Raw genomic sequence first — 15,345 nt, 5'->3', positions numbered from 1 at the left:
CAAATTATTGATTTGTGCCTATTTTTGTGGTACACCAACGATACTGATCCACAGCGTGGCATTTGTGTGCCCAAAAACACCACGAAAGCAACACCTCTTTTGCACGCGGTTTCCGTGACATATCGAGCGTTTACGTTATCGAAGCCCGCAATGCGGGAAGGTGTGTTTTTGCGTGCACGGCTGGACCAGTGCGGAGTCACCTGACGGTTCCCCCGTCTCATCAGGGCCTGACCGACCCAACCCCGGCGTTGCCGGGTATGTAACAGGGAGTTTTTAGAACGAATGACGACCCAGCAGAAGAAATCTTCAGCACATCACGGTTTCAAAACCGGTGAAGCGATTGTGTATCCCGCTCATGGTGTCGGTACCATTTCTGCCATCGAGGAACAAGAAGTTGCCGGCATGAAGCTTGAGCTTTTTGTCATCGATTTCGAAAAAGACAAGATGCGTCTTAAAGTTCCCGTCGCTAAAGCCGTGAGCATCGGCATGCGCAAGCTTTCCGAAGGCGATTTTGTCGAGCGGGCGCTGAAAGTGGTGCAGGGCAAGGCGCGTGTGAAGCGTACCATGTGGTCGCGCCGCGCCCAGGAATATGATGCGAAAATCAATTCCGGCGATCTTATCGCGATTGCTGAAGTTGTGCGCGATCTTTACCGTGCGGAAAACCAGCCGGAGCAGTCCTATTCCGAGCGTCAGCTTTACGAAGCTGCTCTTGATCGCATGGCGCGCGAAATTGCTGCTGTCAACAAGATGTCTGAAACCGAGGCTGTTCGCCTGGTGGAAGTCAACCTTGCAAAGGGTCCGAAGCGCGGCAAGGCCGTCGAAGAGGACGATTCTCAGGAAGAAGCCGCGTAATCACCGGCTTTCTCCTTTTTTAAAAAAACCCGCCAAGAATGGCGGGTTTTTTTGTGCCTGAGCTACAGGATGCGAATTTTCGTACCCTTGCGCATATGGGGCAGAATGCGCCTCATGTCGCGGGGATGGAGAGCGACGCAGCCGGCGGTCGGCTCATATCCCGGGCGGATCATGTGCATGAAGATTGCCGAACCGCGGTTCCGACTTCTCGACGTGATGTTCCAATCGAGCACGAGGCAAACGTCATAAAGGCCGTCCTTTCGCATCATCTCCTCGTGGCTCAGTGCGAAAGGGGACTTGACCAACCTGTTGTAACTGGCGCTGCGTGGCTCGTCGCACCAAAGCATGGATTGCTGCGTCCGGTGCATCGGCAATGTCGTGGCGATGGCGGGGTTACGGTCGCCGCGATAAAATCCGTGCAGCAGGCGCGTGACGGAAATGGGTGACTTTCCATCTCCCTCGCGTTTGAGCACGGTACGGCCATTGCGCCCGATCGCTGCGGGAAAGGTGAGATGCCCGAGCTGAACGATGGCCCGGCTTATTTTCAAAGGCGCCGGCCGAACCATGAGCGTCGATGCGCGTTTATGTTGCTTTACGGGCTGTCTGCTCATGTTTTTCACGAGATTTTGCTTTGCAGGTTATCTAACGTGAAGTCATAGCACTTCGTAATATCATGGCAATGGGTTGACCTTTTATCGGCAAACCGCTGAATTGGCTGACAATTAGAGCGCCGTGCCTTATTTCGGAGGCACAAGGGATGCTCTAACTCTTTTAAACTACGCATTGCGCTTTCCGAAAATCGACGGTGATTTTTGGGCCGATGCGCTAAAGTAAGAAAGGCTGAGAATCCGAATGACGGCTCGCACTATCCTTTTGGTGGACGACGACGACGATCTTCGGGAGACGCTGACTGAGCAACTATCTCCCTATGAGGAATTCTCGCTTCTGAGCGGCGCAAACGCTGCGCAGGCGATGCAGACCGCAAAGACTGCCCAGGTCGATCTTCTGATCATGGATGTCGGCCTTCCTGACATGGATGGCCGCGAGGCGGTGAAGCTGCTGCGCAAGGGTGGCTTCAAGGCACCGATCATCATGCTGACCGGGCACGATACCGATTCCGACACTATTCTCGGTCTCGAAGCGGGCGCCAATGATTATGTGACGAAGCCATTCCGCTTCGCCGTCCTTCTGGCCCGCATCCGGGCGCAGCTGCGTCAATACGAGCAGAGCGAGGATGCGGTTTTCACCGTTGGCCCCTATCAGTTCAAACCCAGCCAGAAGCTGCTGACGACGGAAGACGGCAAAAAAATCCGGCTGACGGAAAAGGAAGCGGCGATCATCCGTTATCTGTACCGCGCCGGGAGCGCCGTCGTTACCCGCGACGTCTTGCTGGAAGAGGTCTGGGGTTATAATTCCGGAGTGACGACGCATACGCTCGAAACGCATGTGTATCGTCTGCGCCAGAAGATCGAGCGAGACCCCTCCAATGCCGAAATTCTGGTGACCGAGAACGGCGGATACAAGATCGTTCCCTGAACGAACGCCCTTTCTGCGTCCGAAAGGACGCAGAATATTCTAACATCTTGTATTTTGAAGGCCGATATCCGAAAACCGCTATAGTGGTGCAGGCGGTTTTCTGGAGTAGCAATCGACATGGCCTTGACGGATGACATCATGCTTCTGGGGCAAGTGCCGTTGTTTGCGGGCTTCAGCGACGATCAGTTGCGGCTGATCGCCTTCGGCGCGGAACGCCGCCGCGTGGCGGCGGGTCAGACTTTGTTCCGGGAACATTCCCCGGCCGAGTGCGCCTTTGCGGTCACGTCAGGCCATTTCGAGCTTTTCACGGCCGGGCGGGATGGCAAACCCGCGTTGCAGGCGACACCGGGCAAGGGGGCGCTGCTTTCGGAGCTGGCGCTTTTCACGCTCTGTGAGAGGAAATTCACCGCCATCGCCGCGGAGGATTCCGAGGTCATCCGGATAACGCGCATTCTCTTTCACCGGCTGGTGGAGGAGTTTCCCGAGGTTGCCGATATCGTGTCGGCACGTATTCGCGATAATATCGCCGCACTTGCGGCGGGCGCGGCCCGTTTGCAGAACCGCTTCTCCTGATTTTAAAGAGCCAGCGCTTCAGAAACGGAAATGGGCCGTAACCGGAACGTGGTCGGATGGCCGGTTCCAACCGCGTGCTTCGCGCAGGATATCGATCTTTTCAAGCGAGGGGCCGAGATCCTGCGACGACCAGATATGGTCGAGACGGCGGCCACGGTCTGCGGCTTCCCAATCCTTGGCGCGGTAGCTCCACCAGGTATAAATCTTTTCACTATCAGGCACGTTCAGCCGCATCAGGTCGAGCCAGTTGCCCTTCTTCATGATATCTAGCATGCCGTCGGTTTCCACCGGCGTATGGCTGACGATCTTCAGCAGTTGCTTGTGCGACCAGACGTCATTTTCAAACGGCGCAATGTTGAGATCGCCCACGAGAATGGACGAGGTGCCGGGCACGCCGTCGGCGCGCAGCGCCTTCATCTCTTCGATGAAATCCAGCTTGTGGCCGAATTTCGGGTTTATCGACCGGTCGGGTTCATCACCGCCAGCCGGAACATAAAAATTATGCAGCCGTATGCGGCGCGACCCAACCTGAAAAATCGCGGAAATGTGTCGTGCATCGCCTATACCGCAATAGTCCTGACGGTGATCTTCTGTCAGCGGAATTTTCGAAGCGATCGCCACACCGTGATAGCCCTTCTGGCCATGGATGATGACGTGCTCGTAACCGAGCGCCTTCAGCGGCTTCATCGGAAACTCGCCATTCGGGCATTTCGTTTCCTGCAGGCAGAGAATGTCGGGTTTGTAACGCACCAGAAACTGCTCCACGATCGGCATTCTGAGCCTGACCGAGTTGATGTTCCAGGTGGTTATCGAAAACGACATGCATGTGCTCCGCTTCTATAGCCTCGAAGCCGATTGTTTCGAGACATGTTTCCGGGGCGCAGGCTTATAACATCGCGATGGAAACGGGAATGTATTTTAGCGGCAAAATAAAAAAGGCGACCGCAGGGCCGCCTTTTGAACTGTCGCCAAGGACCGCCCCGGCCTTTAGCCGCGTTTGCGGACTTCTTCGTAGTTGATGTTGAAAACGCGTTCGTCGAGGTTAACGCCCGTCTGCACGTTGAAGATCATGACGGTCGTGTCCTTGTTCTGGGCATCGGTCGTCGTCCATTGCCTCAGATCGAAGGTTTTCGGGTCAAACATCAGGGTAATGGTGGAATCGCCGAACACGCTCTTGTCACCCAGTACGATGGTGGTCAGGTCCGACTCTTCCTTCACGTTCCGGACCTTCTGGTTGCTCAGATCGATCTTGTCGGACAAAAGCAGGCTGAGCGGGGTCTTTGACAGTGGATACAAATCCCATGTCTTCAGCTTCATGTTGCCGATAACGACATTCTTGCCGTCGGAGATGACCCGCATGGGCGAGGGGTCTTCATAATTGAAGCGAAGCTTGCCGGGCCGTTCGATGTAAAATTTGCCGCCGGTCTGTTCACCGCGTGGGCCAAACTGGACAAACTCTCCCATCATGGTTTTGACCGACGAGAAGTGATTGGCAATTTTCTGCGCGGTCGCGCTGTTACCGGCAGCCTGGGCAAATGCGGTGAGCGGCGACAGGCCGGCCATGACCGCAGCCATGGAAAATGCCGTCAGAACGCCACGTCGCGTCACGCCGTTCTCTGGTGTGTTTGCGGTAGCAATCTCGCCGGTGGTGAGGTCGTTCATTCTGTTCTCCTTCATCGCAGCGATTTTCCGCATAAAGGCGGCGGCTTCATGACGTTGAAAGCGTGTATTAACGCTTCTTCGCCCCGCTTGGTTGCCGTCTTCGCCTCACGCATGTCGTTATCCCGAAACCACTACAGCCTTTTGGGCGACGTGCATTACCGCTCGATGATGTCTGCTTCCGTTGGTACGAGTATTTCGCGTTTTCCGGCATGATTGGCGGGGCCGATAATGCCTTCCTGCTCCATGCGTTCGATTAGCGAGGCGGCGCGGTTGTAGCCGATGCCGAGACGCCGCTGGACGTAGGAGGTGGAGGCCTTGCCATCCCTCAGCACGACAGCCACGGCCTGATCATAGGGGTCTTCCGAATCGGAGAAATTGCCGGCGCCGGCCGGGCCGCCGCCATTGCCTTCCTCATCGTCTTCCTCGGTGATCGCTTCAAGATATTCCGGCGTGCCTTGCGTCTTGAGATAGGCGACGATCTCTTCCACTTCATTGTCGGAGACGAAGGGACCGTGCACGCGCTGGATGCGGCCGCCACCGGCCATATAAAGCATGTCACCCATACCGAGCAGCTGCTCGGCGCCCTGTTCGCCCAGAATGGTGCGGCTGTCGATCTTCGACGTTACCTGGAAGGAGATGCGGGTCGGGAAGTTCGCCTTGATGGTGCCGGTGATGACGTCGACGGACGGACGCTGGGTTGCCATGATGACATGGATGCCGGCGGCACGCGCCATCTGAGCGAGGCGCTGTACGGCACCTTCGATGTCCTTGCCTGCCACCATCATAAGATCCGCCATTTCGTCGATAATGACGACGATATAGGGCAGGGGCTTCAGGTCGAATTCTTCCGTCTCGTACATCGCCTCGCCGGTCTGGCGGTCGAAGCCGGTCTGCACCGTGCGGGTGAGGATTTCGCCCTTGTCGATCGCCTGCTGCACACGGCTGTTGAAGCCATCGATGTTGCGCACACCGATCTTCGACATCTTCTTGTAGCGCTCCTCCATCTCGCGCACCGTCCACTTCAGCGCCACGACGGCTTTTTTCGGATCGGTAACGACGGGGGAGAGCAGATGCGGAATACCGTCATAGATCGATAGTTCGAGCATTTTCGGGTCGATCATGATCAGGCGGCATTGCTCCGGCGACATGCGATAAAGCAGCGACAGGATCATGGTGTTGATGGCGACCGACTTGCCCGAACCCGTGGTACCGGCAACGAGAAGATGCGGCATCTTGGCAAGATCGGCGATGACGGGTTCGCCGCCGATGGTCTTGCCGAGCGCCATGGCGAGCTTGGCCTTGCTGTTTTCAAAGTCGCGGCTGCCGACCAGTTCACGCAGGAACACGGTTTCACGCGTCTGGTTCGGAAGCTCGATGCCAATGGCGTTGCGGCCAGGCACGACGGCAACGCGCGCGGCGATCGCGCTCATGGAGCGGGCGATGTCATCGGCAAGGCCGATGACGCGCGAAGATTTGATGCCGGGTGCTGGTTCCAGTTCGTAGAGCGTGACGACCGGGCCGGGGCGGACGTGAATGATTTCACCCTTGACGCCGAAATCCTCGAGAACCCCTTCCAGAAGGCGGGCATTCTGCTCCAGCACTTCCTCGTTCAGCGTATGGTCGCGAACGACGTTCTTGGGTTCCGCCAGAAGATGCACGGTGGGCAGCTGGAAACCGTCTGCGGCAATAAAGGAGGCCTGCGCTTCCCTTGCCACGCGCTCGCTTGGCTTCGGGCGTGCGGAAGGGGCGGTTATTCTGGGTTGGCCGCGCCCAGGTGCCTGTCTTGCCACGAACTTCGGGTCGCTCTCGTCCAGGCTGTCGTCGTCCGAGAGAATACCGTTGGGCAATCGCCGGCCGTCTGCGTCCAACGACGGTTCGTCGTCCGCGTCCGCATCATGATCGGGCGCGATGGAGGGAGGCGACATCTGGCGACGGGATGCGGCGCGTTCTTCGAAAGACGGTTCCGCGCGTTGGTCGAGGCGGTTGATCGCCGTCTTGAGGCGAGAGGGTTCGTTCAGCGTGCCGAATTCATATTCGTTGAAATCGTATGGATGTTCGAATTCGCCGTGCAGGGATTTCGACTTTAGGCCGAATAGGCGGCGAAGGCGGGCCTGCGAGATGTACCAGTAATGTGCGATTGCGCCGAAGGCGAGAATATTGGCGAAGAAGCCTTCGCCTTCTTCATCGTCTTCCTCCTCGACCTGACGGGTGGCGCGGGCCTTGTTTGCGACCGGCGCGCGTTCCTCCTGTTCCAGGTCATCTTCCGGGCGTCCCACAAGACCGGCGGCAAACAGCATCATCAAGGCGGCGGGAGCAGCGAATATCGCGCCCAGCACCGTCGCAATCGTGCCGGTGGGGTAAGCGCCGATGAAGAGAGCTGGGAAGCGCAGGATCATATCGCCGATGACGCCACCGATGCCGTTCGGCAGCGGCCATGTCACGGGCGCGGGAAAACAGCCGAGTGAGGCGGCGCAGACGATGGCGCCGGCGATCCAGGCGACGAGGCGGGCGGGTATCCGATTGAACTTGCGACCGGCGATCAGGGCGATCGCCCAGGCAATCACCGGCAAAAGCGCAATAATTGCGGAAAGGCCGAGGAACTGCATCACGATATCGGCGAAGATTGCGCCGCCGTAACCGAGAAGATTGGTGGGCTGGTTGCCCGTCGCATAGGACAGGCTCGGGTCCGCCACGTTCCATGTGGCAAGTGCGGTAATCCCCAGCGCAATCGTGGCAAGCAAGGCAAAACCGGCAAGAGCCATGACCTGCCGCACGAAAAACGCCGTCAGCACGAAACGCGTGTGACGACCGTCGAATGTCGGAGAATTCATTCTGCCCATGTCCCTGAACCCGTAGTTTTTGTGGTTTCGGCAAGATCCGGCAGTTGACCAGATCCCGGATTGACAGGGAAAACTAACAGCTTGCTGGTTAATGTCGTGTTAACCATGCGGTTTTTTAAAAGCCGCTTCCGGATTTGCGGCAAAGAAAAGGCCCGCCGAAGCGGGCCTTCTTTTAGGAGAGGGGATGGAGAACCCCTTTTCCCGGAGATCAGGAGTGGTAGGCGGCTTCGCCGTGGGTCGCAAGGTCGAGACCTTCGCGTTCCGCTTCGACCGGAACCCGCAGACCAACGATCACGTCGACGATCTTGTAGAGGATTGCCGAGACAACTGCGCACCATACGATGGTGATGGCGACGGCAACGAACTGCGTCCAGAGCTGCGAGGAGATGGAGAAGTCCGCCTTGCCGGTGCCGCCAAGCAGCGGCGACGTGAAGATGCCGGTGCCGAGGGCGCCGATGATGCCGCCGATGCCGTGGACACCGAAGACGTCAGCTGTGTCGTCGTAGCCGAACTTGTTCTTCACAACCGAGACGAAGAAGTAGCAGATCGGCGAGACGATGAGGCCGAGAACGATAGCGCCCATGGGTCCGACGGAACCGGCCGCAGGCGTTACGGCGACGAGGCCGGCGATCATGCCCGAAGCTGCGCCCAGCATGGAAGCCTTGCCGCGGGTGAAGCTTTCAACCAGCGACCAGGAAACGATGGCTGCTGCAGTGGCGAGGAAGGTGTTCATGGTTGCAAGAACCGCACCGCCAGATGCTTCGAGGTTGGAGCCGGCGTTGAAGCCGAACCAGCCGAACCACAGCATGGCTGCGCCAACCAGCGTCAGCGTCATGGAGTGCGGGGCCATCATGTCCTTGCCGAAGCCGGTACGCTTGCCAACCATGATCGCGCCGATCAAGCCAGCGATGCCGGCATTGATGTGAACGACCGTGCCGCCGGCGAAGTCGAGTGCGCCCATGCCGAAGATCAGGCCATTCGCGTCCCAGACCATGTGAGCGATCGGGAAGTAGACGAAGGTGGCCCACAGGATGGTGAACAGGATGACTGCCGAGAACTTCACGCGTTCCGCAAATGCACCGATGATCAGCGCGGGCGTGATGGCCGCAAAGGTCATCTGGAAGGCGATGAAGGTGTATTCGTAGATCACGACGCCCTGGGAGAAGGTTGCCGAGGTGCTGTCAAGCGAAACGCCGGACAGGAACAGCTTGCCGAAACCGCCGAAATACGGGCCGGTGCCGCCGCCGAAGGCGAAGGAGTAACCGTAGATTACCCAGACGAGCATCATGACCGCGCCGATGACCGTGCACTGCATGAGAACGGAGAGCATGTTCTTGGTGCGCACGAGGCCGCCATAAAACAGGGCCAGACCCGGAATGATCATGAAAAGCACGAGGATCGTCGCGACATACATGAATGCGGTATCGGCTTTTTCCGGAACGGGGGCCGCCGCTGCTACTGCCGGCGCGGCATCCTGCGCAAAGGCGATTGCCGGGGCCATCAGGGCCGCCACACCGGCGCCCAGTTTGCCGAGCGTTGAAAACTTGTTGAGTTGCATAGCTAGAAAACTCCCTGTCAGCCGTGCTTCAAAGCGCTTCTGTGTTGGTTTCGCCGGTACGGATGCGCACGGCCTGTTCGATAGAGTAGACGAAGATCTTGCCGTCACCGATCTGCCCGGTTTTTGCAGCCGATGCGATTGCCTCGACAGCCTTGTCGACGACGTCTGATGCAACCGCGATCTCGATCTTCAGTTTGGGAAGAAAGCTCACCGCATATTCCGTGCCGCGATAAATCTCGGTATGTCCCTTCTGGCGTCCGTAACCCTTTACCTCGGTCACGGTCAGGCCTTGGATGCCGACGCCGGTGAGCGCTTCGCGCACTTCATCCAGCTTGAACGGCTTGATAATGGCCATCACAATTTTCATCTGGTTTCCCATCCTTTGTTTGTCCTCGGCACGGAGCCGACTCTCCTCGCGCTGGCAGATCAGTAACAGCGACTACGGACATACATTCAAAGGGCGTGCCAGTTTTGATGTGGCTTCTAAGTTATTGAAATATAAAAATTATATGACAGGCGTCTGAAAAACGGGCATTGGGTGGCGCAATTTTCGTCTATTAAATGTGCGATTTTTTAAAAAAGCGCATTATTTAAGCATTTGCCCTTTTGCGGATCAAACCTTCCTGTGCGACGGAGGCGATCAGTTCACCCTGTCTGGTGAAAATATTGCCACGGGTCAAACCGCGTGCTCCCGAGGCGCTGGGGCTGTCCTGCGTGTAGAGCAGCCAGTCGTCCAGCCGGCAGGGACGGTGGAACCACATGGCGTGATCGAGGCTCGCCACCTGAATGGCCGGATCGAAGATTGTCGTTCCGTGGGCATAGAGCGACGTATCGAGCAATGTCATATCCGAGAGATAAGCGAGAATGGCCGACTGGAAACGCGGGTCATCCGGCACATCGCCGACAGCGCGAACCCAGATATCCTGCTGCGGTTCCAGCTTTTCTTTCGAAATATAGTGGGTCAGCGAAACCGGCCTGATCTCGATCGGGCGCTTGTTGCTCCAGTATTTGCGGATCGAAGCGGGTGCGTTGGCGAGGAAGGCTGCCTGCATCTCATCTTCACTCATCAGCTTTTCGGGCGGCGTCACATCCGGCATTCTTATCTGATGATCGAAGCCGTCCTCGACGATCTGGAACGACGCCGACATGGAAAAGATCGCCTTGCCATGCTGGATGGCCACCACGCGCCGGGTGCAGAAGCTCGCACCGTCGCGAATGCGCTCCACCTGGTAGAGGATGGGCACCAGCGGGTCGCCGGGGCGCATGAAATAGGAATGCAGTGAATGAACGAAACGATCATCATCCACGGTTCGTTGAGCGGCGATCAATGCCTGCGCGATCACCTGGCCGCCGAAAACGCGCTGCCAGCCGATTTGCGGGCTTTCACCCCGAAACAGGTTTTCTTCCAGCTTCTCGAGATCGAGTGTGGAGATCAGATTGGCCATCGGATCTGACGTTTGCGAGGGATGCGACATTTTTTCGGCCTGCTCCGGCTGTAGGAAGACGTCACATGGTCTATAGTGCGCCGATGATGCGTGCACAAGATTTGAGGAGAAGCGCGATGCTGGACGTGGTGGTGGCAGGCGGCGGTTATGTCGGCCTTTCCGTTGCTGTCGCAATTAAGCAGGCAGCCGGACATCTTAATGTGCAGGTGGTTGAAGCCGCTCCCGAGGATGTCTGGAAGAAGGACGTCCGCGCCTCCGCCATTATCGCGGCGGCCACGCGCATGCTCGACGTTTTCGGCGTATGGAACGAGATCGAGCCGGAGGCCCAGCCGATCCACAAGATGATCGTCACCGATTCGAAGACCGCCGATCCGGTTCGCCCGGTGTTTTTGACATTTGACGGCGCGGTGGACGAGGGCAGGCCCTTCGCTCATATGGTCCCGAATGTCGCGATGGTGGGTGCGCTGCGAGGCCTGTGTGAGCGCCTCGGCGTCGAAATCCGTCATGGTCTCAGTGTTTCCGGCTTTTCCGCCGGCCCGCAATCGACGGCTATTTCACTTTCCGACGGCTCGTCGCTTGAGGCGCGACTGCTCATAGCCTGCGATGGGGTCCGCTCGGCTTTGCGGGATATGGCAGGAATAAAAACCGTGCACTGGAATTACGATCAGTCCGGGATCGTCACCACCGTTGAACACGAGCGGTCGCATGAGGGCTGCGCGGAGGAACATTTTCTGCCGTCGGGGCCTTTCGCCGTGCTTCCCTTGAAAGGGAACCGCTCCTCGCTTGTCTGGACCGAACGTACGGCCGATGCCGACAGGCTGGTTGCTGCCGACGATCTGGTGTTCGAGGAGGAACTTGAACGCCGGTTCGGCCACAAGCTCGGTCCGGTCCGTCCCGTCGGTCCCCGTCGCGCCTTTCCGCTGGGCTTGACGCTGGCGCGTTCCTTCGTCGCGCCACGTTTTGCACTTGCCGGCGATGCGGCGCATGGAATTCACCCGATTTCCGGTCAGGGCCTCAATCTCGGCTTCAAGGATGTTGCGGCACTGGCCGAAACCGTGGTCGAGGCCGACCGTCTCGGCCTTGATATTGGCTCTCTCAACGTTCTCGACCGTTACCAGTCCTGGCGGCGTTTCGACACGTTGCGGATGGGTGTGACGACGGATGTGCTGAACCGGCTTTTCTCCAATGATGTCGGTCCCATTCGCGTCATGCGTGATTTCGGTCTGGGTGTGGTCGATCGTTTGCCGGGTCTGAAATCCTATTTCATCGGTCAGGCTGCCGGCACGACAGATGCGGGCGCGCCGCGCCTGCTTGCCGGCGAGGCGCTCTGATACTGCCTTTCGTGCCTGTGCCGGAACGGCTTTCCAGCGATTGCCGCTTGACAGTCGATTCCGGTATTTTCCGCCGGAAGCCGGTGCCGCAAAGCTGAATCCGGACAAGGACTTACCCGGATTCACAATCTGGTATAGGGCAGGCATCTGCCAACCAGATGTTGCGGAGAACAAAAGCTGAATCCGGTGGAGTCAGCGATTCGTATTCGATTCGTTCGCAGACTGTTCCGTATCCGAATCGATTCCGGTTTCGCCGGATTCTTTTTAATATTTCAACTATTTGAATCAAAACGGAAAATTCCGCCGGGGAAGGACCTCTTACCACTTTGCGGACAAGGCCTATTGCCTTTGTCGGCGGGCGTTGCCATGTGTGGTGCGTGTGCGGCCCGTATCAGTGAATGGCGGGCGGCACAGCAAGCAGATGAAGTCGATTCACGGATAGTACGTTGAATTCTCGCCCCATGATCCTGAGCGGCCGCGGTGTCACGGCCGTTCTCGGCCCCACCAATACCGGCAAGACCCATTACGCCATCGAGCGGATGGTGGCACATGGCAACGGTGTCATCGGCCTTCCGCTGCGCCTTCTGGCGCGTGAGGTCTATACCCGTCTTGTCGAAAAGGTGGGTGCGCCGAATGTGGCGCTGATAACCGGCGAAGAAAAGATTGCCCCTCCGAAAGCCAAATATTCCGTCTGCACGGTGGAGGCCATGCCGCGCGAGACAACGGCCGCATTCGTCGCCATCGACGAAGTGCAGCTGGCCGGTGATCTGGAGCGCGGGCATATCTTTACCGACCGCGTGCTGCATCTGCGCGGGCGGGAGGAAACGCTGCTTCTGGGTGCGGGCACGATGCGCCCGATCCTCGAAAAGCTGCTGCCGGGAATTACCGTGGTCGAACGTCCGCGCCTGTCGCAGCTTTTTTATGCCGGCCAGAAGAAGATAACCCGCCTGCCGCAACGCACGGCAATCGTCGCCTTTTCGGCGGAAGAGGTCTATGCCATTGCCGAGCTGGTGCGCCGCCAGCGTGGTGGCGCAGCCGTTGTGATGGGCGCGCTTTCGCCGCGTACGCGCAACGCCCAGGTGGGGCTCTACCAGTCCGGCGACGTCGAATATCTCGTGGCGACTGATGCCATCGGCATGGGCCTCAACCTCGATGTCGATCATGTCGCCTTTGCGCAGGACCGCAAGTTCGACGGTTATCAGTTCCGCAATCTCAATCCGGGGGAAATCGGCCAGATCGCTGGCCGCGCCGGCCGCCATCTTCGCGATGGCACGTTCGGTGTGACGGGGCGCGTCGATCCATTTGACGACGAGTTGGTGGAGCGTATCGAAACCCATCAGTTCGACTCGGTGAAGGTGCTGCAATGGCGGACGAAAAATTTCGATTTTTCCTCCATCGCCAATCTGCGTCTGAGCCTCGATGCCGCCCCGGCGATCCAGGGCCTGTCACGGGCCTTGCCGGCGATCGACCAGCAGGCGCTCGAATATCTGTCGCGCTACCCTGAAATCATCGACGTGGCGACGACGGAGGCGCGGGTGGAAAAACTCTGGGAGGCCTGCGCGCTTCCGGATTATCGCCGCATAGCGCCCGCTCAACATGCTGATCTGATCTCAACGCTCTATTTCGATCTGGTAAAACGTGGCACGGTGAACGAAGATTTCATGGGCGAACAGGTGCGTCGCGCCGATCGTACCGATGGAGAGATCGATACCTTGTCTGCAAGGATTGCGCAGATCAGAACATGGACTTATGTATCGAACCGCCCAGGATGGCTTGCCGATCCGACACACTGGCAAGAAAAGACGCGGGAAATCGAAGATCGATTGTCCGATGCTCTACATGAAAGGTTGACGAAACGCTTTGTTGATCGCAGGACATCTGTGCTCATGAGGCGCCTGAGAGAGAATGCGATGCTTGAAGCTGAAATCAGTGTAAATGGTGATGTCTTCGTAGAAGGACATCACGTCGGCCAGTTGGCCGGGTTCCGGTTCACGCCGGTGCCGGGAATGGAAGGGCCGGATCAGAAGGCCGTGCAGGCTGCTGCGCAGAAGGCGCTCGCGCTCGAATACGAGGCGCGTGCCGCGCGTCTGCACGCCAGCGGAAACGGTGATCTCGCTTTGAGCTCCGATGGTCTGGTTCGCTGGTTGGGCGAGCCGGTGGCCCGCCTTTCGGCAGGCGACAATATCATGAAGCCGCGCGTGATCCTCTTTGCCGACGAGCAGTTGAGCGGCAATGCCCGCGATCATGCGCTGGCGCGCGTCGAACGTTTCGTCAATCATCAGATTGCGACCGTGCTGAAGCCGCTGGACGATATTTCGCGCGCCGAAGACCTTCAGGGTCTGGCGAAGGGTCTGGCGTTCCAGCTGGTTGAAAATCTCGGTGTCCTGTTCCGCCGCGACGTCACCGAAGACGTGAAGTCGCTGGATCAGGACGCACGCGCCTCCATGCGCCGCTACGGCGTGCGTTTCGGTGCCTATCACGTCTTCCTGCCCGCGCTTCTCAAGCCCGCTCCGGCGGAGCTTGTCACGCTGCTCTGGGCGCTGAAGAACGATGGTCTCGGTAAGCCGGGTTACGGCGATCTCATTCCGGTGCTGGCCGCCGGTCGCACCTCAGTCGTGACGGACCCCACCTTCGAGCGGATGTTCTACAAGCTCGCCGGTTTCCGTTTCCTCGGAAAGCGCGCCGTGCGTATCGACATTCTCGAGCGTCTGGCCGATCTCATCCGTCCGCTGCTGCAGTGGAAGCCCGGCCAGCAGCCGCGTCCGGAGGGCGCTTATGACGGCCGCCGTTTCACGACGACGACCGCGATGCTTTCCATTCTCGGCGCAACGCTCGACGACATGGAAGAAATCCTCAAGGGTCTCGGTTATCGTGCCGATCAGGTAACGGCGGAAGAGGCGCAGGCCTTCCTCGCCAGCCAGACCGGTGCTGCCGCTCCGGCCGCTTCTGAAGCGGTGACGGAAGACGAGAGCGCAGAGACCGAACACGAGGAACCGGCTTCAGAAGAGCAGGTTTCCGAGACGACGACTGTCGAAACAGCTGAAGAAGCGCCGGTTGCGGAAGCTGTGGGCCAAGAGGCTGCTGTTAGCGAGGCTGCGCCGACGGAAAGCGCCGAGGCTGCCGAGCCGAAGCCTGTTCTTCTGTGGCGTCCGGGTGGTCGCAACGAAAACCAGCGTGGTGAAAACCGTCGTCCCGGCAATCGCGGTCAAGGCCGTGGCGAGGGTCGCGATCAGGCGCCACGCGAACAGGGTGAACGTCGTGGCGAAGGCCGTCGCGATAATCGTGACGGAGCAAATCGCGAGGCTGCCAATCGTGGCGGTGACGGCGAGCGCAAGCGTGATGGCGGACGTCCAGACCGTGGCAACAACCGCAATAATGATCGTCAGGATCGCGGGGAGCGCAAGGACAGGCCGGACCGCAACGACCGTGGCGGGAAACCGCAGGGTCAGCAGCGTTTCGAAGCCAAGCCGCCGCGTAAGGAAAAGCCGATCGATCCGGATTCGCCCTTCGCCAAGCTTGCTGCTCTCAAGGAGCAGCTGAAGAAGTAA

Annotated in this window: 12 protein-coding genes; 5 read left to right on the top strand and 7 right to left on the bottom strand. The window is 58.6% G+C overall.

What is annotated here, in order from left to right:
• Nucleotides 1–282 precede the first annotated feature (282 nt).
• Nucleotides 283–852 carry a CarD family transcriptional regulator gene (locus tag CRP02_RS25195; RefSeq protein WP_097172601.1) on the top strand — a complete coding sequence of 190 codons (570 nt, stop codon included), beginning with the start codon at nt 283–285 and terminating at the stop codon, nt 850–852.
• 62 nt (nt 853–914) lie between these two features.
• On the opposite strand, the gene CRP02_RS25190 is transcribed toward CRP02_RS25195, so the two are convergent.
• Nucleotides 915–1,418, bottom strand: a complete 504-nt coding sequence (locus CRP02_RS25190) for a L,D-transpeptidase family protein (protein WP_097172924.1) — start codon at nt 1,416–1,418, stop codon at nt 915–917.
• A 286-nt stretch (nt 1,419–1,704) separates the two neighbouring features.
• On the opposite strand from CRP02_RS25190, the gene CRP02_RS25185 reads away from it, so the two are divergent.
• Together CRP02_RS25185 and CRP02_RS25180 are read left to right on the top strand one after the other, a co-directional pair.
• Nucleotides 1,705–2,388: a response regulator transcription factor gene (locus CRP02_RS25185; RefSeq protein ID WP_003492637.1), complete on the top strand. Its 684-nt coding sequence runs from the start codon at nt 1,705–1,707 to the stop codon at nt 2,386–2,388.
• A 117-nt stretch (nt 2,389–2,505) separates the two neighbouring features.
• Nucleotides 2,506–2,961: a cyclic nucleotide-binding domain-containing protein gene (locus CRP02_RS25180; RefSeq protein WP_003516486.1), complete on the top strand. Its 456-nt coding sequence runs from the start codon at nt 2,506–2,508 to the stop codon at nt 2,959–2,961.
• Between the two features lie 18 nt (nt 2,962–2,979).
• Here CRP02_RS25180 and CRP02_RS25175 read toward each other — a convergent pair whose 3' ends face one another.
• The 6 genes from CRP02_RS25175 to tesB all read right to left on the bottom strand — a co-directional run bounded on the left by CRP02_RS25175 (nt 2,980) and on the right by tesB (nt 10,496).
• Entirely contained in the window at nt 2,980–3,783 is an 804-nt protein-coding gene (locus CRP02_RS25175) for an exodeoxyribonuclease III (protein WP_097172600.1), read from the bottom strand.
• A 165-nt stretch (nt 3,784–3,948) separates the two neighbouring features.
• The gene (locus CRP02_RS25170) at nt 3,949–4,623 is read right to left on the bottom strand and encodes an outer membrane lipoprotein carrier protein LolA (protein ID WP_097172923.1); all 675 of its coding nucleotides are present in this window, start codon (nt 4,621–4,623) and stop codon (nt 3,949–3,951) included.
• Between the two features lie 155 nt (nt 4,624–4,778).
• On the bottom strand, nt 4,779–7,454 hold the full coding sequence (locus tag CRP02_RS25165) for a DNA translocase FtsK (protein WP_179784126.1): 2,676 nt from the start codon (nt 7,452–7,454) through the stop codon (nt 4,779–4,781).
• Between the two features lie 217 nt (nt 7,455–7,671).
• Nucleotides 7,672–9,021 carry an ammonium transporter gene (locus CRP02_RS25160; RefSeq protein ID WP_003516494.1) on the bottom strand — a complete coding sequence of 450 codons (1,350 nt, stop codon included), beginning with the start codon at nt 9,019–9,021 and terminating at the stop codon, nt 7,672–7,674.
• 28 nt (nt 9,022–9,049) lie between these two features.
• Nucleotides 9,050–9,400, bottom strand: a complete 351-nt coding sequence (locus CRP02_RS25155) for a P-II family nitrogen regulator (protein ID WP_019565993.1) — start codon at nt 9,398–9,400, stop codon at nt 9,050–9,052.
• A gap of 211 nt (nt 9,401–9,611) precedes the next feature.
• The gene (tesB, locus tag CRP02_RS25150) at nt 9,612–10,496 is read right to left on the bottom strand and encodes an acyl-CoA thioesterase II (RefSeq protein WP_065662955.1); all 885 of its coding nucleotides are present in this window, start codon (nt 10,494–10,496) and stop codon (nt 9,612–9,614) included.
• Here tesB and CRP02_RS25145 point away from each other — a divergent pair.
• Together CRP02_RS25145 and CRP02_RS25135 are read left to right on the top strand one after the other, a co-directional pair.
• Nucleotides 10,445–11,797, top strand: coding sequence for a ubiquinone biosynthesis hydroxylase (locus CRP02_RS25145; protein ID WP_414896242.1), 1,353 nt, complete (start codon nt 10,445–10,447; stop codon nt 11,795–11,797). The genes tesB and CRP02_RS25145 overlap by 52 nt on opposite strands.
• Nucleotides 11,798–12,258: 461 nt before the next feature.
• Nucleotides 12,259–15,345, top strand: coding sequence for a helicase-related protein (locus CRP02_RS25135; protein ID WP_097100992.1), 3,087 nt, complete (start codon nt 12,259–12,261; stop codon nt 15,343–15,345).

This window comes from Rhizobium sp. AN5, from assembly GCF_900215255.1.
Classification (GTDB): Bacteria; Pseudomonadota; Alphaproteobacteria; order Rhizobiales; family Rhizobiaceae; genus Agrobacterium; species Agrobacterium tumefaciens.
The sequence above is the reverse complement of the archived record's forward strand: the minus strand, read 5'-3'. Positions and strand labels throughout refer to the sequence as shown.